The organism is Vibrio sp. SBT000027, from assembly GCF_963894355.1.
GTDB classification, from domain to species: domain Bacteria; phylum Pseudomonadota; class Gammaproteobacteria; order Enterobacterales; family Vibrionaceae; genus Vibrio; species Vibrio splendidus.
The window spans coordinates 2,880,543-2,902,291 of sequence record NZ_CAWQGD010000004.1; the positions used below are offsets into that span (position 1 = coordinate 2,880,543).

Annotated in this window: 22 protein-coding genes; 12 read left to right on the forward strand and 10 right to left on the reverse strand. The window is 43.7% G+C overall.

Annotation, left to right across the window (positions count from 1 at the left end):
- Positions 1–3: 3 nt before the first annotated feature.
- Positions 4–606, forward strand: a complete 603-nt coding sequence (leuD, locus tag AACU28_RS22650; RefSeq protein ID WP_065681809.1) for a 3-isopropylmalate dehydratase small subunit — start codon at positions 4–6, stop codon at positions 604–606.
- Between the two features lie 194 nt (positions 607–800).
- On the forward strand, positions 801–1,583 hold the full coding sequence (locus AACU28_RS22655) for a DUF547 domain-containing protein (RefSeq protein WP_121603618.1): 783 nt from the start codon (positions 801–803) through the stop codon (positions 1,581–1,583).
- 96 nt (positions 1,584–1,679) lie between these two features.
- Here the strand turns inward: AACU28_RS22655 and AACU28_RS22660 are convergent, their stop codons facing one another.
- Both AACU28_RS22660 and djlA read right to left on the reverse strand, forming a co-directional pair.
- On the reverse strand, positions 1,680–2,225 hold the full coding sequence (locus tag AACU28_RS22660; protein ID WP_121603619.1) for a DUF924 family protein: 546 nt from the start codon (positions 2,223–2,225) through the stop codon (positions 1,680–1,682).
- A 58-nt stretch (positions 2,226–2,283) separates the two neighbouring features.
- Positions 2,284–3,138, reverse strand: coding sequence for a co-chaperone DjlA (gene djlA, locus AACU28_RS22665; RefSeq protein WP_102495647.1), 855 nt, complete (start codon positions 3,136–3,138; stop codon positions 2,284–2,286).
- A 149-nt stretch (positions 3,139–3,287) separates the two neighbouring features.
- On the opposite strand from djlA, the gene lptD reads away from it, so the two are divergent.
- The 6 genes from lptD (at position 3,288) to apaH (ending at position 10,047) form a co-directional block, all read left to right on the forward strand.
- The gene (gene lptD, locus AACU28_RS22670; protein ID WP_121603620.1) at positions 3,288–5,621 is read left to right on the forward strand and encodes an LPS assembly protein LptD; all 2,334 of its coding nucleotides are present in this window, start codon (positions 3,288–3,290) and stop codon (positions 5,619–5,621) included.
- Between the two features lie 43 nt (positions 5,622–5,664).
- Positions 5,665–6,960, forward strand: a complete 1,296-nt coding sequence (surA, locus tag AACU28_RS22675; protein ID WP_121603621.1) for a peptidylprolyl isomerase SurA — start codon at positions 5,665–5,667, stop codon at positions 6,958–6,960.
- Positions 6,950–7,939 (forward strand): 4-hydroxythreonine-4-phosphate dehydrogenase PdxA, encoded by a 990-nt coding sequence (gene pdxA / locus AACU28_RS22680; RefSeq protein ID WP_032500205.1) that lies wholly within the window; start codon positions 6,950–6,952, stop codon positions 7,937–7,939. Before surA ends, pdxA begins: the two co-directional genes overlap by 11 nt.
- Positions 7,936–8,751 carry a 16S rRNA (adenine(1518)-N(6)/adenine(1519)-N(6))-dimethyltransferase RsmA gene (gene rsmA / locus AACU28_RS22685; RefSeq protein WP_065207183.1) on the forward strand — a complete coding sequence of 272 codons (816 nt, stop codon included), beginning with the start codon at positions 7,936–7,938 and terminating at the stop codon, positions 8,749–8,751. The genes pdxA and rsmA overlap by 4 nt, the downstream gene beginning before the upstream one ends.
- A gap of 82 nt (positions 8,752–8,833) precedes the next feature.
- Positions 8,834–9,214 (forward strand): Co2+/Mg2+ efflux protein ApaG, encoded by a 381-nt coding sequence (gene apaG, locus AACU28_RS22690; RefSeq protein ID WP_004735899.1) that lies wholly within the window; start codon positions 8,834–8,836, stop codon positions 9,212–9,214.
- Positions 9,215–9,243: 29 nt separating this feature from the next.
- Entirely contained in the window at positions 9,244–10,047 is an 804-nt protein-coding gene (apaH, locus tag AACU28_RS22695; protein WP_102487779.1) for a bis(5'-nucleosyl)-tetraphosphatase (symmetrical) ApaH, read from the forward strand.
- A gap of 157 nt (positions 10,048–10,204) precedes the next feature.
- Here apaH and folA read toward each other — a convergent pair whose 3' ends face one another.
- From folA to rplU, 6 genes are all read right to left on the reverse strand, one after another.
- Positions 10,205–10,684, reverse strand: coding sequence for a type 3 dihydrofolate reductase (gene folA / locus AACU28_RS22700; protein ID WP_017087003.1), 480 nt, complete (start codon positions 10,682–10,684; stop codon positions 10,205–10,207).
- 40 nt (positions 10,685–10,724) lie between these two features.
- Positions 10,725–11,198, reverse strand: coding sequence for a threonine/serine exporter family protein (locus AACU28_RS22705; protein WP_009847830.1), 474 nt, complete (start codon positions 11,196–11,198; stop codon positions 10,725–10,727).
- The gene (locus tag AACU28_RS22710) at positions 11,198–11,965 is read right to left on the reverse strand and encodes a threonine/serine exporter family protein (protein ID WP_004735903.1); all 768 of its coding nucleotides are present in this window, start codon (positions 11,963–11,965) and stop codon (positions 11,198–11,200) included. Before AACU28_RS22710 ends, AACU28_RS22705 begins: the two co-directional genes overlap by 1 nt.
- Positions 11,966–12,134: 169 nt before the next feature.
- Entirely contained in the window at positions 12,135–13,307 is a 1,173-nt protein-coding gene (gene cgtA, locus AACU28_RS22715) for an Obg family GTPase CgtA (protein WP_009847831.1), read from the reverse strand.
- A gap of 326 nt (positions 13,308–13,633) precedes the next feature.
- A complete protein-coding gene (rpmA, locus tag AACU28_RS22720; RefSeq protein WP_004735905.1) occupies positions 13,634–13,891 on the reverse strand; it encodes a 50S ribosomal protein L27 in 258 nt (85 codons plus the stop codon).
- Between the two features lie 19 nt (positions 13,892–13,910).
- Positions 13,911–14,222 carry a 50S ribosomal protein L21 gene (gene rplU / locus AACU28_RS22725; RefSeq protein WP_004740823.1) on the reverse strand — a complete coding sequence of 104 codons (312 nt, stop codon included), beginning with the start codon at positions 14,220–14,222 and terminating at the stop codon, positions 13,911–13,913.
- A 268-nt stretch (positions 14,223–14,490) separates the two neighbouring features.
- On the opposite strand from rplU, the gene ispB reads away from it, so the two are divergent.
- Positions 14,491–15,462: an octaprenyl diphosphate synthase gene (gene ispB / locus AACU28_RS22730; RefSeq protein ID WP_121603622.1), complete on the forward strand. Its 972-nt coding sequence runs from the start codon at positions 14,491–14,493 to the stop codon at positions 15,460–15,462.
- Positions 15,463–15,543: 81 nt separating this feature from the next.
- On the opposite strand, the gene AACU28_RS22735 is transcribed toward ispB, so the two are convergent.
- Positions 15,544–15,735: a hypothetical protein gene (locus AACU28_RS22735; protein WP_009847833.1), complete on the reverse strand. Its 192-nt coding sequence runs from the start codon at positions 15,733–15,735 to the stop codon at positions 15,544–15,546.
- A 128-nt stretch (positions 15,736–15,863) separates the two neighbouring features.
- Complete coding sequence (mdh, locus tag AACU28_RS22740; RefSeq protein ID WP_004735908.1) at positions 15,864–16,799, reverse strand: malate dehydrogenase; 936 nt, start codon at positions 16,797–16,799, stop codon at positions 15,864–15,866.
- A gap of 332 nt (positions 16,800–17,131) precedes the next feature.
- Between mdh and argR the strand changes: the two genes are divergently transcribed.
- The 3 genes from argR (at position 17,132) to AACU28_RS22755 (ending at position 21,748) form a co-directional block, all read left to right on the forward strand.
- Complete coding sequence (argR, locus tag AACU28_RS22745; protein ID WP_004735909.1) at positions 17,132–17,602, forward strand: transcriptional regulator ArgR; 471 nt, start codon at positions 17,132–17,134, stop codon at positions 17,600–17,602.
- A 342-nt stretch (positions 17,603–17,944) separates the two neighbouring features.
- Complete coding sequence (locus AACU28_RS22750; RefSeq protein ID WP_017078819.1) at positions 17,945–18,913, forward strand: TAXI family TRAP transporter solute-binding subunit; 969 nt, start codon at positions 17,945–17,947, stop codon at positions 18,911–18,913.
- Positions 18,914–19,168: 255 nt separating this feature from the next.
- The gene (locus tag AACU28_RS22755; protein ID WP_017078820.1) at positions 19,169–21,748 is read left to right on the forward strand and encodes a TRAP transporter permease; all 2,580 of its coding nucleotides are present in this window, start codon (positions 19,169–19,171) and stop codon (positions 21,746–21,748) included.
- Position 21,749 lies beyond the last annotated feature (1 nt).

Genomic DNA, 21,749 nt, shown 5'->3' on the forward strand with positions numbered 1-21,749 from the left:
AACATGTCAGGTTTTCAACAACACACCGGATTAGTCGTTCCTCTAGATACGGCCAACATTGATACTGATGCGATCATTCCAAAGCAGTTTCTACAGAAAGTGAACCGTATTGGCTTTGGTAAGCACTTGTTCCACGACTGGCGCTTCCTTGATGATGCAGGCCAGCAACCAAACCCTGAGTTTGTAATGAATGCACCACGCTATAAAGGCGCTTCAATTCTACTGGCTCGTGAAAACTTTGGTTGTGGTTCATCTCGTGAACATGCACCTTGGGCGCTTGCCGATTACGGTATTCAAGTGATGATCGCGCCAAGCTTTGCAGATATTTTCTACGGTAACTCGATCAACAACCAAATGGTTCCTGTTCGTCTTACTGATCAAGAAGTTGATGAGATTTTCCAATTCGTTGAAGCGAATGCAGGTGCTGAGATCGACGTTGATTTAGAAGCAATGACAGTCAATGCTAATGGAAAAGAGTACTCATTTGAAATTGATGAGTTCCGTCGTCACTGTTTGCTGAATGGTCTAGATAACATCGGCCTAACGCTTCAACACGCAGATAAGATTTCAGAGTTTGAAGCTAAGATTCCTAGCTTCCTGAAATAGCATCACACAGTTTTGTGTACATATAAAAGGTTGGCCTAGTGCCAACCTTTTTTATTTGGCTGAGCTTTTAGCTTAACTTAATGTGCTTATTAAGCTCTGCCCTTTATTTAGAGCAGTTCCGCTATTTAACTGAAGAGCTATGAAAGAAAATCGTAAAGCATAAGGTCTTAGTAGTCAGTCATCAGGAGAATGCCATGAAACAACAACTTTTTATTGTCAGCCTACTTTTCTCAACCTTAGCTTGGTCTGCGCCTAAATCTGATCTTTGGCCATACTGGAACCAAAGCAATGAAACCAACCAAGAACAGGTATCTCATCAAGACTGGCAGCAATTTATCGATAGCTACTTAGTTAAACAAGGGCAAAACACCCTAGTTAGCTATCAAGCTGTGAGCACTGCAGATAAGACAAAGCTCAAGCAATACATCAAGAGGCTAGAGCAGTTGAATCCACTCGACTACTCAAAAGCGGAACAATATGCCTACTGGGTTAATTTATATAACGCCGTGACTGTCGATCTAATTCTCGATGCTTACCCAATAAAATCCATCACCAAGCTCGGCGGACTGTTTAGTTTTGGGCCATGGGGAGATGATGTGGTAATCGTTAACGGGAAGTCACTAACACTCAATGATATTGAACATCGAATCTTAAGACCGATTTGGCAAGATCCACGTACGCATTATGCAGTGAATTGTGCGAGTTTGGGATGCCCTAACTTGCAGCCTGAAGCTTTTACCTCTGACAACACTGCAGCCTTGTTGGAACAAGCTGCTAGTGATTTTGTAAATAGCGATAAGGGCGTGTTGATTGGGAACAACAAACTCCAACTATCATCGATTTACGAATGGTTTGCTGTGGATTTTGGTACAGAGAAACAACTCATTCAACACTTAGACCAGTATCGAACAAAGCCGGTGACGAACACTGAAAAAACCAGTTATGACTATGATTGGTCGCTTAACCAAGCAAACTAGCTCTAAGGCTAAAGTTGATCACTAAAGCAAAAAAAGAGGCGAGAGGTTTTTATTAACCTCTAGCCTCTTCTCAATTCTTTGACCGTATTTCTACGATTAAAAGCTTGAGCCCGGTTGCTGCAAGAACTCAACCTCTTCAGGAGTCGAAGCTCGCCCTAGCACCTCATTACGATGAGGGTAGCGACCAAAACGCTCAATGATGACCTTGTGCTTAAACTCAAAATCAAGATTATGTTCTAATCCCGTTTGAGAAAAGAGCTCCACGGCTTGTTCATGAACCAGCAAAGATTCACTGTGCATGTAAGGCATATACAGGAAACTTTTCTGTTGCTCGTTAAGCTGGTGATCAAAACCACCCGCTACCGCCTCTTGGGCTAGAGCCAACGCCATCGGATCAGCCGAAAAAGCTGTCGGACTATTTCTACCAATATTTCGAGAAAACTGATCAAGCACGATAATTTCAGCCAAGCGCCCTTCTGCATTTTGTCGCCATTCAAATAGCTCACCTTGGATAGCGGCTTTGTGCAGTTTAGCAAAACGAGACTCAATCAAAGTATCGATCTCTTCACCGCCAGTAAACCAGTCTTTTGGCGTCAGTTCATCGAACCAAAACTCTAGAACATCCTGATACGTTACCGTCATATAATTCCCTTTAATAAAAAACCGAGTCATTTAATATCATGACTCGGTCTATATTCAATTACTTAAAACCTTTTACTTTCTTTATCAGATCATAAGCGTTCTGAATTTCTTGCGATTTCTCTTTCGCAACATTCATCATTTCAGGCGGTAAGCCCTTTGCCATCAATTTATCTGGGTGATGCTCATTCATCAGCTTGCGGTAAGCTTTCTTCACCTCTTTACCGTCGGCACTTTCACTCACACCGAGAACTTTAAACGCATCGGCCAGTTGGTTTTGTTGCGAAGCCTGTTGCCAACCCGATGATTGCCCATGCCCTTGATGTCCACCAAAGCTTCCACCTTGCTGTTGAAAACGAAATGCTGCTTCTTGCATCTGCAAGCGGCGCTCTAGCTGTTCTGCAGAAAATCCAAGGCCTTGCGCTATCTTATGCAGAACCTGACGTTCACTCGGGTGCAAGCTTCCATCAGCAAATGCTGCGGACACTTGTAGCTCAAGAAAAAACTGCAGAAGATCAAAACGACCACCCGATGAGATTTTCACACGCTCAAGCACATCGCTTAACGGGAAGTCACTATCTTTGCCGTCACGGAAAGCATCTTGAGCCGCTTTACGTTGTTCGCCATGCAGGTTCATACGTTCCATCATTGTAGAAGCGAGCTGAATCTCTTCTGGCGTGACCTGGCCTTTGGCTTTAGCAACATGTCCCATAACCGCAAAAGCCGCTTTAAAGAACTCGTTTTGCCTTTCTGCTTGGCTTGGTCCACGGCCAAAACCAGAACTGTTGAACCCCGATTGGTTTAAACGTCGAGCCTTATCAAATTGATGCCCCAAAAACAGGCCAAAAAATAAACCGGGGATGTGCCCAAATAAAAAGCCAAAAAAAGCGCCCAAAATTTTGCCAAATATTTGCATTATGTGTTCTCTATCTATGAATTTTATCTGAGTAACGCTGTCTGATGATGCTGAATGCTAATATTTCCTTTATCATAAGGAAAATGCTTTATTAATTGGATTGATACTAGATCAACCCTTCATCTAGTGACACAGGATAGTTCAACTTCATGCAATCTTTTTCCCGCACCTTGTTAGCCGCGTCTATAAGTACGGCATTATACGTGTCGACAACTCAAGCTGAAACAATCACCGATAGTAGTGTGCAGGAAATGCCCTCTATAGATCAATGCTTGATCGAGCCCGCTGCAGAAAACGAGACACAGCTACCCGCTCATGTTGAGTCAGATCGCTTAGAAGCTATCAATGGTGACAAGGCAATATATTCGGGTGACGTAAGAGTTACGCAAGGGAACAAGACCATCCTTGCCGATAATGTGACCCTACACCAACAAGAAAATATCGTTGTAGCTGAAGGCAACGTAAACTTTAGTGATGGTCAAATAAAATCAGTGTCAGACAGAGCAACCAACAATCTGACTACCGATGAAATGACGCTTGAGAACACCGATTACGAATTCCTTTGCGAGCCCGGTCGAGGGAATGCTGTATATGTATCTAAGACAGGTAAAGCGGTTTATGAGATTGAAGATGGTTCAATTACCTCTTGCCCTATTGGCGACAACGCTTGGCGCCTAAGAGCATCAAGCATCAGTGTCGACCAAGACGAAGAACAAGCCACCTTTTATAATCCACGTTTTGAAATCCAAAGTATTCCCGTCTTTTACCTACCCTACTTAACGGTACCTGTCGGTGATACTCGTAAAACCGGTTTCTTGTACCCAACTGTTTCATATGGTTCAAGTGATGGCTTTGAAGCTGAGGTACCTATTTACTGGAACTTAGCGCCAAACTATGACTTGGAAACTACCTTCAAATACATGCAAGAACGCGGTACACAACTCAACAGCAAATTCAGATACTTGAGCGATTTCGGTTCAGGTAGCATTAAATCTGAGTACCTACCCGACGATAAAAAGTTCCAAGAGAAAGGTGACCGTTGGGGGACTCAACTAGAACACTCTGGTATCTTCCAAGAGTCGTGGTTATTTGAGATTGATTACTCAAAAGTGAGTGATATCGATTACTTCACTGATGTGAGCTCAAGCAGTATAGGTAACCGTGAAGATGGCCAATTATTACAAGAAGGCCAAGCTACATACCGTTCTCAAAACTGGGATGCATCGGTGCTTGTCCGAGATTTTCAGGTTTTAACTCCAAACAACCAACCTTATCGTCTAATGCCACAGCTAGAGTATAACTACTATGCTCCTGAAGTGATAAAGAACTTAGACTTCGATATGATCAGCCATGTTTCAGTATTCGATACTGATGCGTCAAACAAACCATCTGCGACGCGTGTTCACGTTGAACCTGGCATTACTATTCCTGTAGGGAACACTTGGGGAACATGGACGACAGAAGCAAGATTACTTGGTACTTATTATCAGCAAGATCTTGATGGCGTTGATACAGGTAGTGGCTCTGACTATGAAGGATTAGAAGAATCCACCAGTCGGGTTATTCCTGAATTTAGAAGCCACGCTGGCATCGTTTTGGAGCGAGATACCACTATTGTAGGTAACTATACACAGACGTTAGAGCCTCAGGTGCAGTATCTTTACGTACCCGAAGAGGATCAAAGCGAAATTGGTCTTTACGATACAACACTACTGCAGACTGATTACTATGGCTTATTCAGAAGTCGTAAATATAGTGGCGTAGATCGAATTGCTGCGGCAAACCAAGTCAGCTATGGTGCATCGTCTCGTTTCTTTGATGATGAATATAAAGAGCGACTTAATATATCCTTTGGTCAAATCTTCTATATTGATAAAGACACCAAACAGAATTTAAACAGCGATGAGGCTGATAAGAACTCAAACTACTCATCTTGGGCAGTAGAGGTCGACTTTAACTACGATGACTACCTGTTCTACCATGGTGGCGTGCAATACGACATTGATACTACTGCGATGCAGCTTGCAAACAGTACGTTAGAATACCGCTTCAATGGTGGTTACGTACAAACTAACTACCGTTATGTAACAGAAGAATACATAAATGAAACTGTAGATTTTGACGTATCATCAATTACAAGAGAGGGTATCTCACAAGCAGGTCTACTTGGTGCCTACCAAATTTCACCGAAATGGAGCACAAGTGCTCAATATTTCTATGACTTAACTACACAAGAAGATCTAGAGTGGCTAGCTCGTTTAAACTACAGATCGGATTGTTGGTACATCGGCTTTACCTATAGTAACCGTTTGACAAATAACATTAGTGACCCAAACACTACGCCTGAATATGAAAATAACTTCAGTGTGAACTTCGGTATTGTCGGCTTTGGCACTAATATCGGCTCTGACTCTGGCGCTGTTGGGGATAGTAGTTCTGATAACTCTCTGAGCTACGGCCGCCCATTCTTCTTAAACAACTAATTTTCTTTACTGATAAAACGTCAGTAAATTTAAAGGATTACACATGACATTGTGGAAACGCACATTAATTGCCATCGCAGCGGCTTGTACTGTATCAGTAAGCTTTGCAGCGCCGGTAGAACTAGACAGCGTAAAAGTTATCGTTAACGAAGGCGTGATCTTACAAAGTGACATCGATGCTTCAATGAAGACGCTGCGCGCAAATGCTAAGAAAAGCGGCCAAACACTACCATCGCAAGACGTGCTCAATGAGCAAGTGCTTGAAAAGCTGATCATCGATACCATTCAAACGCAAGAAGCAGAGCGTATTGGCGTTCGTATTGATGATGCTCGACTTGATCAAGCAATCGAAGGCATCGCGAAAGACAACAACCAGACTGTAGAACAATTGACAGCATCGGTTGCTGAAGAAGGCCTTAGTTACAATGCATTTCGCGAACAAGTAAGAAAAGAGATTGCGGCAAGTGAAGCGCGTAACGCCTTAGTGCGTCGTCGTATCAACATTCTTCCAGCTGAAGTCGATAACCTTGCGGATATCTTGGCGCAAGAGACTAACGCGACCGTTCAATACAAAATCGGACACATCCAACTTCGCTTTAATGATGACCAAACCAAAGAAGAGCTAGAAGCTCAAGCTAAAGAAGTGGTTGAGGAACTTAACTCAGGCAAAGATTTCAGCACCATGGCTTATACTTATTCAAAAGGCCCTAAAGCGCTACAAGGTGGTGACTGGGGTTGGATGCGTAAAGAAGAGATGCCTACCATTTTTGCAGACCAAATCAAAATGCAGAATAAAGGCAGCATCATCGGTCCTTTCCGAAGCGGCGTTGGTTTCCATATTCTGAAAATTGAAGATGTAAAAGGCTTGGAAACGGTAGCGGTGACGGAAGTTAATGCTCGTCATATCCTAATTAAACCGACCGTAATCTTAAGTGACGACGGTGCCAAGGAGCAACTTGAAGAAATCACGCGTCGTGTAAACGCGGGTGAAGCGAGCTTTGGTGAACTTGCGCAGCAATACAGCCAAGATCCAGGCTCTGCAGTGCAAGATGGTGAACTAGGCTACCAAACACCGGATTTGTATGTACCTGAATTTAAGCACCAAGTAGAAACGCTACCTGAAGGTAAGATCAGCGCACCATTTAAAACCGTGCATGGCTGGCACATTGTTGAAGTACTAGACCGTCGAGAAGTAGACCGTACCGATTCAGCTTTGAAAAACAAAGCTTACCAAATTCTATTTAACCGTAAGTTCAACGAAGAAGCTGGTGCTTGGCTGCAAGAAGTAAGAGCAAGTGCCTTTGTTGAAATGGTTGAGGATGCCCAAGATGACAACTAAACGCCTTGTCATTACGGCAGGTGAACCAGCGGGAATTGGGCCAGATTTGACTCTCGCCTTATCCCAGGAAAGCTGGCCACATCAGCTCGTAGTTTGTGCCGATAAAACCCTACTAGCAGAGCGAGCTGAAATGTTAGGGATTGAGGTTGAGCTGTTGGACTACGACTCAACAGCGCCTAAGCAACCTCAACGCTCTGGAACACTGGTTGTGAAACATGTTCCACTCGCTGAAGTCGCCGTCGCGGGTCAACTTAATGAAGCGAACGGCCACTACGTATTAAATACATTAGAAACCGCAGCAATTGGCTGTATGAATGATGAATTTGATGCTATTGTCACCGGCCCTGTTCACAAGGGTGTAATTAACCGAGCTGGCGTTGCTTTTAGTGGCCATACCGAGTTCTTTGCAGAGAAGTCCAATACTCCACTTGTCGTGATGATGTTGGCAACAGAAGGGCTGCGTGTTGCTCTAGTAACAACGCACATCCCGCTAGCTTATGTATCTCAAGCAGTGACCGAAGACAGATTAGAGCAAATCATTGCTATTCTGCATAAAGATTTGGTCGAAAAGTTTGCTATAGAGAAACCAACTATTTACGTGTGTGGATTGAACCCACATGCGGGTGAAGATGGTTGTTTGGGTCGTGAAGAGATAGAAACTATCACTCCTACACTAGAAAAAATTCGCCAGAAAGATGGTATTAATTTAGTTGGCCCATTGCCAGCAGACACCATCTTTAATGAAAAATATTTGCAAGATGCAGATGCTGTTTTAGGTATGTATCACGACCAAGTACTCCCAGTATTGAAATACAAAGGGTTTGGTCGCTCAGTGAACATCACGCTTGGCTTACCGTTTATTCGCACATCAGTCGATCACGGTACCGCCTTAGACTTGGCCGGGAAAGGCCAAGCCGATACAGGGAGCTTTAGAACAGCGCTCACGCACGCCATTGAATTAGTAGAGAAAAAGCAATGAGAAATGATGTCCACTTAGGGCACAAAGCGCGTAAACGTTTTGGTCAAAACTTCCTTAACGATCCATACATTATTGATGGAATCGTATCGAGTATTAACCCGCTACCAGGCCAGAACTTAGTAGAAATCGGCCCAGGTCTTGGTGCGATTACAGAGCCTGTTGGCAAGCTTGTCGACAAGTTCACAGTAATTGAACTGGATAGAGATCTTGCTGAACGTCTACGTAATCACCCTGATCTTGCTGAAAAGTTAACGATCTATGAAGGCGATGCAATGAAGTTCGACTTCGAACAACTTGTTAAGCCAAACAACAAACTACGTATCTTCGGTAACTTGCCATACAACATCTCAACACCATTGATGTTCCACCTTTTTGAGTTCCATAAAGACGTGCAAGACATGCACTTTATGCTTCAAAAAGAAGTGGTTAACCGATTAGCGGCCGGCCCAGGTACTAAAGCTTATGGTCGTCTTACGGTAATGGCTCAATACTACTGTAAAGTGACGCCTGTGCTAGAAGTGCCACCAACGGCCTTCGTTCCGCCACCGAAAGTAGATTCTGCAGTAGTACGCCTACAGCCATACGAAGTGCTACCTTACCCGGCAAAAGATCTGAAATGGCTAGATCGTGTATGTCGTGAAGGCTTTAACCAGCGTCGTAAAACGGTTCGTAACTGCTACAAGAGCCTAATCGACAAGGAAGTACTTGAAGAGTTGGGTGTTAACCCAGGCATGCGTCCTGAGAATTTAACGCTCGAGCAGTTTGTCGACATGGCAAACTGGTTGTACGACACTCACAGCGCCGACAAATAATTCTAAAAGGCTCCTACACTTCGGTGAGGAGCCTGTTTTTTATGTAATACTTTAAAGTATACCAACAACAAAAGGTGCGAATATGGATATATCTACGCCTTGTATCAAATGTCAGGTTCACTCTAAATACATAGAGGAACAATCTGAACCAACGAAGAACCGCTACGTCTTCGCCTACATTATTACCATCAAAAACCTCAGCAAAACAACGGTTCAACTTATGTCTCGCCGCTGGCTGATTACCGACTCCAACGGCAAACAACTCACCATAGAAGGTGATGGCGTGGTTGGGCAACAACCCGTGATTGAAGCCAACGACGAATACACTTACACCAGTGGTACCGTCATCGAAACTCCTGTGGGTGTTATGCAAGGTCATTATGTGATGACTGATAACAAAGGCATCGACTTCATAACTGAAGTGGATCCATTTAGACTCGCGATCCCTAATATTCTTAATTAGCCGTACATCTGTATCTACAGGAAATTATTGTGTCGAATTATATTGTCGGAGACATCCAAGGGTGCTTCGACGAACTTCAATTACTGCTTGAAACCGTCAACTTTGACAAACAACAAGATACCTTATGGGTCGCTGGTGACTTGGTCGCTCGAGGTCCTAAATCATTGGAAACACTACGCTTTATTCGTAGCCTAGGTGACGCAGCTAAGGTTGTATTAGGTAACCATGACTTGCATCTACTTGCGGTTTCCTTAGGGCTCTTTCCAGCTAAAGCAAAAGATAAGACTCAACCTATTCTTGATGCGGAAGACCGTGAACAGTTGCTCGAATGGTTAAGACAACAGCCTTTAATTCAGGAGCATACAGAGTTCGTGATGTCTCATGCTGGTATCTCACCTCAATGGGATCTAGAGCGAGCACGGATTGAAAATCTGGAAATAGCTGATTTATTAAAATCCGATCAGTGGCAATGGCTTATCGAGAATATGTACAGCAACACGCCTGACTTATGGCGTCAAAATTTAGAAGGGATTGAGCGCTATCGCTATGCGATCAACAGCCTTACTAGAATGCGATTCTGTTTTACTGATGGTCGTCTCGATATGGCCTGTAAACTTCCACCAAACGAAATTACAACTGAGCCGCTAGTGCCTTGGTTTGACCTACCACAACGTATAAAGCTGGATAAAACAGTTATTTTTGGACACTGGGCTGCGCTAGAAGGTTACTCAGGAAAAGAGGTGATTGGACTTGATACTGGGTGTGTGTGGGGGGGAGACTTGACGATACTTCGCTGGGAAGACAAACAGTTTTTCACTCAAAAAGCGCTATAGAAACACGAGATACGAGATACGAGATACGAGATACGAGATACGAGATACGAGATACGAGATACGAGATACGAGATACGAGATACGAGATACGAGAAGCTTGCGCTAGCTGGGCACAGTAACGCAAGCATTTTCAGAGCCTAACTCTTAATAACCACCGTTAACGCTCGAGAACCACAAACTCCATATCGTGCTTGTTTTTCTCATCCGCTTGATAAGTATCATTAAAGCTCTGCTTCCAACCTTCTCCCCAGTCTGGGAATTGAGTATCACCATCCACATCAAAATCGATATAAGTCAGGTATAACTTGTTCGCTTTTGGTAAGCAGGTTTCATAGATTGAACCACCACCGATGATCATCACTTCATCAACATCACTTACCAGCTCTAGTGCTTTTTCAATCGAAGTTACCGTCGTTACGCCTTCGATTTCTAAACTCTCGTCGCGGCTGATTACAACGTTCAGCCTCCCCGGCAAAGGGCGACCAATTGAATCGTAAGTCTTACGCCCCATCACGACAGGTTTGCCCATAGTTGAGCGTTTAAACCATGCGAAATCTGCAGGTAAATGCCAAGGCATCTGATTGTCTTTACCAATTACACGGTTGTTCGCCATTGCCGCTATCATGCTGATGATCATAAATCGAAAGTCCTGTCCTTACTTGAAAATGAAGTTGAAGCTAGACGATAGGTCTACGACGGTAGAATAACAGCCCAGGCACTGCTAAGCCAACCGCAAGCCCTGCGATAATGAACATCGATTTCAAAAAGTTCTCCATCAACAATGCCAATAGTTCTGGGTTGTATCCTGCTCGGTTAATCTCAACCATGGCAATCATCGCCTTAAAGGCAAACACGCCAGGGACCATCGGAATCAAGGCTGCAACCGTAAATACTTTCGGGTGCGCTAACAATTTATGCGACCAATGCACCCCTATCATACCTACCAATGTAGCAGCAAAGAACGTCGCCCATTCAATGGGAATGCCGAAATGCATCATTAAGTAACGGCTACCGTGGCCAATGGATCCTCCGAGAGCACAATAAATTAATGCTCGTTGCGGGACGTTAAACACCAATGCAAAACCAACCGCAGGAATCGCAGCAAAAAACATGTCGTTGAGTAACCCAACAAAAAGTTCAAAAATAGTCATTAGTTCACCCACCCCCATACGTCAGATAGGCTCATAGCTGCGACAATACCTAAGCTTGTAGCCAACGTTAATAAACTGGCCATGGTGAAGCGTGCGAGACCCATATTAATGTGGCCTTTAAGCATATCTGCTACGGAGTTAATCAAAGGAAAACCGGGCACTAGCATCAATACTGACGAAGCCATCACGATAGTGGGTTGACCACCAATATTGTAGAGCACTGCCTGAGCTGAAATGGTGGTGGTGACAAAAGCGGTAATAGCGAAATTTAATAACGGATTGAAATGGCGATGACCGATCTCTTGTCTCACGATCATACCGCAAGCCGAAGCTATAAACGTCATCATAAAGACATGCCAATCTCCGCCAGCAAGACGGCTAAAAGAAGCACACGATAGCCCTATCATTACGACAACTAACCAACGGTTGTAGCGTTCAGGACTGATCCCTTGGATCTTCTTATAAGCTAAATCATAATCAAGAATCCCTTTCTCCATCATGATACACACACGTTGAATCTCGGTTATCACCTGCATATTAATGCCACGATCAGCGCAACTTCGAGTCGTCGTTATGCAATGATCATCCATTACTGTTGTCACAACCAATGCATTGGCTGACAGTGCAACTTCAACCTCATTCACCCCACAAGCAATACCGATACGGCGCATTATGTCACCGACCAATGTGCTCTCGGCGCCATGAGCTAATAACATTTGTCCTGATTGAGCGACTAACCTTGAGATCGCTCTTTGTTTTGATGCCATGATTTCCTTCCCATAGGCGTTAATTATCTAAAGATAAATTTTGCATAAAAAACAGCAAGACGTCATGATTTAGATACAAAAAAACCGCAATTTTCATTGCGGTTTAATAAAACTATCAGCGTATCTTAGAAAAAGCGACCAAAGTGCTTATAAGAAACTACGAGGATTATTAATCACGAACATAGATAACATGACCGTCATCTTCTTCGTCATCCCAATCATCCCAGTCGTCGTCATCTTCAGTAACGACATTCTTACCGGCCATCGCATCTTTATGGTAGTCATCCCACATAAAGTTAACTTTTTCTTCTTCTTCAATTGCTTCAACTTCACGAGGTAGGTTCTCCATGAACTCACCCAGTTTAAAGCAAAGATCTTTGGTACCGATCTTGTTTACAGCAGAGATCTTGAAGTACTCGCCTTCCCAACCCAAAGCTTCGACGATTTCTTGAATCTTTTCGTCAGCTTCTTCTTCAGGCATTAGGTCAACTTTATTGAACACTAACCAACGAGGTTTCTGTGCAACTTTCTCACTGTATTGCTCAAGCTCATCGATGATCGTCAGTGCATTCTGAATAGGATCAGAACCATCGATCGGCAAAATATCGATCATATGCAGAAGAACGCGACAACGCTCAAGGTGCTTCAAGAAACGAATCCCAAGGCCAGCGCCATCAGCTGCGCCTTCGATCAAGCCAGGGATATCGGCAACGACGAAACTCTTCTCAGGGACAACACTTACCACACCTAAGCTAGGGATTAGCGTCGTAAACGGGTAATCAGCCACTTTTGGTTTTGCAGCAGATACTGAGCGAATAAACGTAGATTTACCAGCGTTTGGCAAGCCAAGCATACCAACATCCGCAAGCAGAAGAAGCTCTAAACGTAGTTCGCGAACTTCACCTTTAGTACCCATTGTCTTTTGACGAGGAGCACGGTTAACAGACGACTTAAAACGCGTGTTACCAAGACCGTGCCAACCACCTTTACCAACCATGACTTTCTTGCCATGCTCAGCAACTTCAGCAACGATTTCATTAGTGTGGATATCAACAGCGCGAGTACCTACTGGTACTTTCATTGTCATATCTTTACCACGCTTACCAGTACAGTTACCACCGCGGCCATTTTCGCCACGCTCAGCATTGTAAAAACGTTGGAAACGGTAATCGATCAGTGTGTTTAAGTTTTCATCCGCTTGAATGTAAACATCACCACCATCACCGCCATCACCGCCGTCAGGACCACCTTTAGCGACGAATTTTTCGCGCCAAAAGCTTACTGTACCATTACCGCCATCACCGGCTTCTATTTTTACTGATGCTTCATCAACGAATTTCATTTTTTAACTCCGCACTTACGTTGCGTTACCACTCATCAAGGAGTGATATAAATTCTAGCAGATCCGTGTTTAGATCGATCATCTAAGATCTAGATCGATCTGCAACCAAGGAACAAATAAGGAGAGGTTCTTTGCTTTCTGTATCCTAAAAAACAAACGGCTTCTTAATAAAACCAAACTGTTTCTCAAAAATAAAACGGCTTCTCAAAACCAAAACAAGAGCGTCTACTTTTTTATTCTCGCTATAAATAAAAAACCCTGCCGAATCGGCAGGGCTTTTGAATTCAGCTTGAAAGCTAGTATAAATAATCTAATAAAAGATTAAATTACTCAGCTTCGATGCTTACAAACTTACGGTTTTTAGGACCTTTTACTGCAAATTTCACTTTACCTTCAGTAAGAGCGAAAAGAGTATGGTCTTTACCGATGCCAACGTTTGTGCCAGCGTGGAACTTAGTACCACGTTGACGAACGATGATGTTACCTGCAAGAACAGATTCACCACCAAAACGCTTAACACCAAGACGTTTGCTTTCTGAATCGCGGCCGTTATTAGTAGAACCGCCAGCTTTTTTATGTGCCATTGTTAAACTCTCCTAATACTTAAGCGTTAATGCCAGTGATTTTCACTTCTGTGAACCACTGACGGTGACCAGCTTGCTTACGCGAGTGCTTACGACGACGGAACTTAACGATTTTTACTTTATCGCCACGACCGTGTTGTACTACTTCTGCAGTAACTTTGCCACCTTCAACAAGAGGTGCACCAACAGCGATTTCTTCGCCGTTAGCAACAAGAAGAACTTTATCAAATTCTACAGTTGCACCAGTTTCAACGTCTAATTTCTCTAAACGAAGTGTTTGACCTTCGCTTACTCGGTGTTGTTTGCCACCAGATTGGAAAACAGCGTACATATTTTACTCCGCTTTTTCCGCACAGCCTATGGTTGTTAATTCTACAACTCGGGTGTGCGCTAAACTAATCAATAGGGCGCAGATTCTACGGGAATCATGCCGCTATGACAAGCCATATTTTTAAAATATTGGCGAAAACATGTTCGCCAAAGAAAAGTGCGGCAATGATGCCTTTAAGTGATGTATTAATCAACGTTTTTTAGTGTATTATTCAACAATTAAATACAACGTATAAGCCTTACAGGGTCTAACTTCAGCCGGATGAACAATGGATTTTAAAGCTATCCAAACGCTTACTGCCAATGATATGGCAAAAGTGAATGAAACAATTCAAGCCCAACTTAATTCTGACGTAAGTTTAATCAACCAGCTTGGTTTTTATATCGTTAGCGGTGGTGGCAAACGCCTACGTCCTTTGCTTGCTCTTTTATCTGCTCGTGCACTTGGTTATCAAGGTGAAGCTCATATCACCTCTGCAGCTTTTATCGAGTTTATTCACACAGCTACCCTTCTCCATGATGATGTCGTCGACGAGTCGGACATGAGACGCGGTAAAGCGACAGCCAACGCAGCTTTTGGTAATGCCGCTAGCGTTTTGGTGGGTGACTTTATCTACACTCGCTCGTTCCAGATGATGACAACGCTAGGATCCTTAAAGATCCTTGAGTTAATGAGTGAAGCAGTTAACGTGATTGCCGAGGGTGAAGTTCAACAATTAATGAACTGTAATAACCCGGACACCACAGAAGAAAGTTACATGCAGGTCATCTACTCGAAGACCGCTCGCTTGTTTGAAGCTGCAACGCAAATAGGTGCAATTCTTAGCGAATCATCACCTGAAATCGAAACGGCTATGCAAAACTACGGTAAATACCTAGGCACTGCATTCCAATTGATTGATGATGTGATGGATTACACTGCTGATGGTAAAGAGATGGGTAAGAACGTTGGTGACGATCTAGCCGAAGGCAAACCAACACTGCCTCTACTTTACGCAATGCACAATGGTTCTCCTGAACAAACCAGCATGATTCGAGAAGCGATTGAAAAAGCCAATGGTATGGAGCGTCTCGACGACATTATGGCTGTTATGAAAGAGACAGGCTCGTTAGAGTACACAACAATTAAAGCCTATGAAGAAGCAGATAAAGCCATTGCTGAGCTTTCTGTACTTCCTGATTCAGAATATAAGCAAGCTTTAACCACGCTAGCTCACCTTGCAGTAAAACGTAGTAAGTAAATAGAAGCTAAGTAGACAGCTATATATTAAAAAAGAGCCGGTTGGCTCTTTTTTTTATCCTGTTAGATATAACTCCGGGTTTCAATATCGACTCGATTCTAATGATAAAGGTAATTGCGCTTCGATCTCTTCAAGTTCTTCCAATGGAACCGCATATTGCTTATGACTATTGTAAGACTCAAATAAAGCGAACTGCTCTTGCTCATCGATAACCAATATCTTGCCTAAGCGACCTAGATAGTTAACATTCATTCCTTTTTGTACTCTAGTCATCGTTCTATACCCTAATTCTTCGTGGTTAGAGAAGTTTTACGAGCGGGGTGAATGCAAGGATCAAAAAAGCCGATCATAATGATCGGCTCTTATTAACTATCTTTTAGCTGAGTTAAATGGTGTCCCGCTTATTTAGCGAATTCAACACCAATCTCAATATCGCCATTTAGCGTTTCTAGCATGCTGTCTAATGCGTTGCGTTCGAAGTCGCTCAGTTCACCGTAGCTAAGGATCGCTTCTGCGCCCTCTTTGCCAAGTTTAACTGGTTGTGCGAAGAATGGTGCGTGCTCGCCTTCACCTTCAACGTACGCACATTCAATTACGTTCTCTTCGCCTTGAAGCGCTTTCACTAGAGCAAGACCGAAGCGACAAGCCGCTTGACCCATAGATAGTGTTGCACTGCCGCCGCCAGCTTTAGCTTCTACTACTTCAGTACCCGCATTTTGGATACGAGTTGTTAGCGCTGCGATTTCTTCATCAGTAAACTCTACGCCTTCAACTTGAGAAAGTAGAGGAAGGATCGTTACACCTGAGTGACCGCCGATAACAGGAACACGGATGTCGCTTGGATCTTTATCTTTCAGCTCAGCAACAAACGTTTCAGAACGAATAACATCAAGAGTAGTAATACCGAATAAACGACGCTTGTCGTAAACGCCCGCTTTCTTAAGTACTTCAGCAGCGATTGGTACTGTTGTGTTTACTGGGTTAGTGATGATACCAACACAAGCAGTAGGACAAGTAACTGCGATTTTCTCTGCAAGAGACTTAACAATGCCAGCGTTCACATTGAAAAGATCCGCACGATCCATACCAGGCTTACGAGCAACACCCGCAGAAATAAGCACAACATCTGCACCTTCTAGTGCTGGTGTTGGATCTTCACCCGCGTAACCTTTGATCGAAACAGGTGTTGGGATATGGCTAAGATCGGCAGCGACACCCGGTGTTACCGGAGCGATGTCGTAAAGTGCAAGATCTGAACCAGCAGGTAGGCGGTTCTTTAGTAGTAAGGCTAGGGCTTGACCGATGCCACCAGCGGCACCAATAACAGCTACTTTCATTGTTATTCTCCTTGAGAGATTTCTCTTATAAATTCTTGGTAGGGTAGTTCTTGAGCTAAATTATGGTTAAAAAAATATATTAATCACAAAGTGATTACAATCAATTAACGCCAGCTTTGCGACTTCGCGCAAGTCAATAAAACCGTGCTACACAGCAAGTTCGCATTATGGCGATAATCGACTGAAATCACAAAATAAGTCGCCACTAATAACACATTATTCTATTAAATTTTTACAGTGATATGACTAACAAATTGCCGTGATATTTTAGCTAAAATTGAATATGTATGCGAGAATATGCAAACATCTTTGTTAATGAATAAGAATGACATATGCGCAATACAGAAAAACAAGACAACTTAGTTCGTGCTTTTAAATCATTACTAAAAGAAGAACGTTTTGGTTCGCAAGGCGAGATTGTCGATGCCCTCAAACATGAAGGTTTTGAAAGTATCAACCAATCTAAAGTTTCGCGTATGTTAACTAAATTTGGTGCAGTTCGAACTCGTAATGCAAAAATGGAGATGGTTTACTGTCTTCCTGCTGAACTTGGTGTTCCGACAGTTTCTAGCTCTCTAAGAGAATTAGTATTAGATATCGACCACAACAATGCATTGGTGGTGATACACACCGGCCCAGGTGCGGCGCAGCTTATTGCTCGTTTATTGGACTCATTAGGTAAGTCGGAAGGTATACTAGGTGTCGTTGCAGGCGATGATACTATCTTCATCACTCCAACCCTGTCCGTTACCACGAAGCAATTGTTTGATTCTGTGTGCGAACTGTTTGAATACGCAGGATAATTGGTCACAGTTTCATAACCATAAACCTGATTAATGGATCACGAACACCGATTCGCTTCGTGATCCAAATCACATCCTAGAATATCTATCTCCCCCTCCTCAAACACCACTAAACCATTGATTTTAAAAAACTCAGTAGCAAATCAAACACAAGATCTAACCGTCATTTGTTAGATTTTTTAGCTATATCTTTTAACATTTGAGTAATTTTCTGCCAATTTTTGATATTATTCAGCCACTTTTTCATCACATGGATTGAAAAAGGTGCCGTTTCCAAATAGGAAACTCCAGAAACGACTACACTTGTTTCAGGGTTAATAATGAATAAAGGAAGGGAAATTCATGGCATTTACCAAACTTATTAAAGTTGGGGCTATTGCAGCTGCTGTAATGGGCGCTGGCGCAGTTAACGCTCAAGAGTTCATCACAATTGGTACAGGTTCAGTAACGGGTGTTTACTACCCAACTGGTGGTGCTATTTGTAAGCTTGTGAACAAAGGCCGCAAAGACCACAACATTCGTTGTTCTGTAGAATCTACTGGTGGTTCGATCTACAACGTTAACACCATCCGTGCTGGTGAACTAGATTTCGGTGTTGTTCAATCGGACTGGCAATACCACGGCTACAACGGTACAAGTAAATTCAAAGATCAGGGCGAATACAAAAAACTTCGCGCTATGTTCTCTCTACATACAGAACCGTTCAACATCATCGCTCGTACCGATGCTGGTATCAACAATGTGTCTGACCTAGCAGGTAAGCGTGTAAACATTGGGAACCCAGGCTCTGGTGACCGTGCAACGATGGGTGTTGTAATGGACGCTATGGGTTGGACTAACGATAGCTTCAAGCTTGCTTCTGAACTTAAAGGTTCTGAGCGTTCACAAGCTCTTTGTGACAACAAGATTGATGCATTCATCTACATGGTTGGTCACCCGAACGGATCAATCAAAGAAGCAACGACTTCTTGTGATGCAAAACTGGTTTCTGCAACTGGTCCACAAATCGACAAGATCGTAGCTGAAAACCCATACTACGCATACAGCACAGTTCCAGCTGGCATGTACCGTGGTACAGATGCTGACGTAAACAGCTTCGGTGTTGCTGCAACTATGGTTACAACGTCTGACGTTTCTGATGAAGTCGCATACAACGTTGCTAAAGCGGTATTTGAAAACTTCGCTACATTCAAACGCCTGCACCCAGCATTTGCGAACCTGAAGAAAGAAGACATGGTTAAAGCGGGTATCTCAATCCCTCTTCACCCTGGCGCAGTAAAATACTACAAAGAAGTAGGCCTTCTAAAGTAATTCTACTTTAAGCCTGCTCTACCAATAAGGAGGCATGTCCTCCTTATTGGCTTTTCACGTTTTATAAAAATAACCCAAGTGAAAAGAGACAAACCTTTAAGTTTCTCCAATTTGGCGAACTTACCTTCGTATCAAGCCTAAGACAAAGACGAACAAAAAACGCATTTCCCTATCCATTCGCTACACTAGATAGGAAATAAATAACGTCTCGTTGTTCGTAAGAAAGGCAGACCATCAATAATAAGGATAAAGTACATGACGCAGACAACATCACCGTCTCCAGATGTGCAAGAAATGGTGGCACAATCAGACACTGGTGCGCGTAGCCCTCGCGGTATCCAAGGCCGTATTTTATGGTTTGTGCCTCTATGTTGGTCACTGTTCCAACTTTGGTATGCATCTCCGCTGCCGTTCATTTTTAACTTCGCAATTTTAAACGACACTGAAGCTCGAGCAATTCATCTTACGTTTGCCATCTTCCTAGCCTTTACCGCTTATCCAGCCATGAAAAATTCACCTCGGGATAGAATTCCTGCGGTCGACTGGATATTAGCGCTGGTTGGTAGCTTTTCAGCTTCGTATATCTATATTTTCTATACTCAACTCGCTGAACGTTCAGGCGCGCCAACAACATTCGATATTGTTGCTGCTGTATTTGGTATGGTTCTACTGCTTGAAGCAACACGACGCGCTTTAGGTCCACCTCTTATGGTTGTGGCTGCAGTATTCCTACTTTATACCTTTGGCGGCCCTCACATGCCGGACGTTATCGCCCATAAAGGTGCAAGCCTGAACAAGGCAATGTCGCATCTGTGGCTAACAACTGAAGGTGTATTCGGTGTTGCTCTTGGCGTCTCTACGTCATTCGTATTCTTGTTTGTACTGTTTGGTGCAATGCTAGAACGCGCAGGCGCAGGTGCTTACTTCATCAAGGTAGCGTTCTCTTTACTTGGCCACATGAAAGGTGGCCCAGCGAAAGCAGCCGTTGTTGCTTCTGGCCTATCCGGTCTTGTGTCTGGTTCATCTATCGCTAACGTGGTAACCACGGGTACTTTCACGATCCCTCTAATGAAAAGAGTCGGATTCTCAGGTGAAAAAGCCGGTGCTGTAGAAGTTGCCGCTTCAACCAATGGTCAATTAACTCCACCAATCATGGGTGCTGCTGCATTCTTGATGGTTGAATATGTGGGTATCTCGTATGTAGAAGTGATTAAAGCGGCGCTATTGCCTGCTCTTATCTCTTACATCGCCCTAATTTACATTGTTCACTTAGAAGCATGTAAAGCTGGTATGACTGGCCTACCTCGTCGCCACACACCAACTATCGTACAAAGCCTACTGTCTTTCACTGGTACCATTCTTGGGCTATGTGTCATCAGTGCTGCGGTTTACTACGGTGTCGGCTGGACGAAAGATGTCTTTGGCGATGCGGCGACACCTATTGTTACCGTTGCTCTATTGATCTCTTATGTAGCCTTGGTTCGAGTATCAGCAAAATATGCCGCTGAAGGTGGCATGGACATCGATGCCGAGCTAACAGAAGTACCCGATCCAGGCCCAACCATTAAATCTGGCCTGCACTTCCTGCTGCCTATCGTGGTTCTTGTTTGGTGTCTGACTGTAGAGCGATTCTCTCCAGGTCTTTCTGCCTTCTGGGCAACGGTATTCATGATCTTCATTTTGATCACACAGCGTCCTTTGATGACTCTGATGAACAAATCGGACGATCTTGCAGAACAAACTAAAGCAGGTTTCGTTGACCTATTAGAGAGCTTGGTTTCAGGCGCGAGAAACATGATCGGTATCGGTGTAGCAACAGCTGCAGCAGGTACGGTTGTCGGCGTGGTGACTCTGACGGGTATCGGCTTGGTAATGACGGACTTCGTTGAGTTTATCTCAGGCGGTAGCATCATTCTTATGCTGCTATTCACTGCGGTAATCAGCTTAATCTTAGGTATGGGCTTACCAACAACAGCAAACTACATCGTTGTATCAACGCTGATGGCTCCGGTAATTGTTACCTTAGGCGCGGCGCATGGCCTAATCATCCCTCTGATTGCAGTTCACTTGTTCGTGTTCTACTTCGGTATCTTAGCCGATGATACACCTCCGGTTGGTTTGGCAGCCTTTGCGGCCGCCGCGATTGCAAAATCAGACCCGATCCGTACTGGTATTCAAGGCTTTACCTACGATATCCGAACCGCGATATTACCATTCATGTTCATTTTCAATACTCAACTACTATTGATGGGCATTGATTCTTGGTGGCATCTATTCCTCACTATTTTCTCTTCTGTAACGGCAGTACTTATCTTTGCCGCTGCAACGCAAGGTTGGTGGTTTACCAAGAACAAATGGTGGGAAACGATCCTATTATTGGTTCTAACTTTCTCTTTCTTCCGCCCTGGCTTCTGGTGGGACATGATTTATCCAGAGAAAGTTCTTTCACCTGGAGTTGAGATCGCTCAAATCACAGAAGGTCTATCTGTGGGACAATCTCTTGAGTTAAGAGTGGGTGGCGAAAACTTAGAAGGTGACTATTCTGAGAAGACGGTTCGCCTTCCATTTGAAGATTCTGCGACAACAAGTGAAGACCGCATTGCTTCAATGGGCTTAATGCTGACGAAATCTGAAGGCAAAATGATTGTCGACATGGTTGAGTTCGGTAGCCCAGCAGAAGCGGCTGGCATTGACTTTGATTGGGAAATTAAATCAGTTATCCAAGACGCAGAAAGACCAATGAAAGAGTGGGTATTCTTACCATCCCTACTCATTTTGATTGGCTTAGCGATGAACCAAAGAAGGCGTGCTCGTAAGGATGAGATTAGCGCGTAAT

Excerpts from the sequence above, each read along its gene's own strand:
- argR (WP_004735909.1), top strand. The coding sequence starts at position 17,132 with ATGCGCAATACAGAAAAACAAGACAACTTAGTTCGTGCTTTTAAATCA.
- rpmA (WP_004735905.1), bottom strand. The coding sequence starts at position 13,891 with ATGGCACATAAAAAAGCTGGCGGTTCTACTAATAACGGCCGCGATTCA.
- apaG (WP_004735899.1), top strand. The coding sequence starts at position 8,834 with ATGGATATATCTACGCCTTGTATCAAATGTCAGGTTCACTCTAAATAC.
- folA (WP_017087003.1), bottom strand. The coding sequence starts at position 10,684 with ATGATCATCAGCATGATAGCGGCAATGGCGAACAACCGTGTAATTGGT.
- leuD (WP_065681809.1), top strand. The coding sequence starts at position 4 with ATGTCAGGTTTTCAACAACACACCGGATTAGTCGTTCCTCTAGATACG.
- djlA (WP_102495647.1), bottom strand. The coding sequence starts at position 3,138 with ATGCAAATATTTGGCAAAATTTTGGGCGCTTTTTTTGGCTTTTTATTT.
- AACU28_RS22705 (WP_009847830.1), bottom strand. The coding sequence starts at position 11,198 with ATGACTATTTTTGAACTTTTTGTTGGGTTACTCAACGACATGTTTTTT.
- AACU28_RS22735 (WP_009847833.1), bottom strand. The coding sequence starts at position 15,735 with ATGACTAGAGTACAAAAAGGAATGAATGTTAACTATCTAGGTCGCTTA.
- AACU28_RS22655 (WP_121603618.1), top strand. The coding sequence starts at position 801 with ATGAAACAACAACTTTTTATTGTCAGCCTACTTTTCTCAACCTTAGCT.
- rplU (WP_004740823.1), bottom strand. The coding sequence starts at position 14,222 with ATGTACGCTGTTTTCCAATCTGGTGGCAAACAACACCGAGTAAGCGAA.
- lptD (WP_121603620.1), top strand. The coding sequence starts at position 3,288 with ATGCAATCTTTTTCCCGCACCTTGTTAGCCGCGTCTATAAGTACGGCA.
- AACU28_RS22750 (WP_017078819.1), top strand. The coding sequence starts at position 17,945 with ATGGCATTTACCAAACTTATTAAAGTTGGGGCTATTGCAGCTGCTGTA.
- pdxA (WP_032500205.1), top strand. The coding sequence starts at position 6,950 with ATGACAACTAAACGCCTTGTCATTACGGCAGGTGAACCAGCGGGAATT.
- cgtA (WP_009847831.1), bottom strand. The coding sequence starts at position 13,307 with ATGAAATTCGTTGATGAAGCATCAGTAAAAATAGAAGCCGGTGATGGC.
- AACU28_RS22660 (WP_121603619.1), bottom strand. The coding sequence starts at position 2,225 with ATGACGGTAACGTATCAGGATGTTCTAGAGTTTTGGTTCGATGAACTG.
- surA (WP_121603621.1), top strand. The coding sequence starts at position 5,665 with ATGACATTGTGGAAACGCACATTAATTGCCATCGCAGCGGCTTGTACT.
- AACU28_RS22755 (WP_017078820.1), top strand. The coding sequence starts at position 19,169 with ATGACGCAGACAACATCACCGTCTCCAGATGTGCAAGAAATGGTGGCA.
- rsmA (WP_065207183.1), top strand. The coding sequence starts at position 7,936 with ATGAGAAATGATGTCCACTTAGGGCACAAAGCGCGTAAACGTTTTGGT.
- mdh (WP_004735908.1), bottom strand. The coding sequence starts at position 16,799 with ATGAAAGTAGCTGTTATTGGTGCCGCTGGTGGCATCGGTCAAGCCCTA.
- AACU28_RS22710 (WP_004735903.1), bottom strand. The coding sequence starts at position 11,965 with ATGGCATCAAAACAAAGAGCGATCTCAAGGTTAGTCGCTCAATCAGGA.
- ispB (WP_121603622.1), top strand. The coding sequence starts at position 14,491 with ATGGATTTTAAAGCTATCCAAACGCTTACTGCCAATGATATGGCAAAA.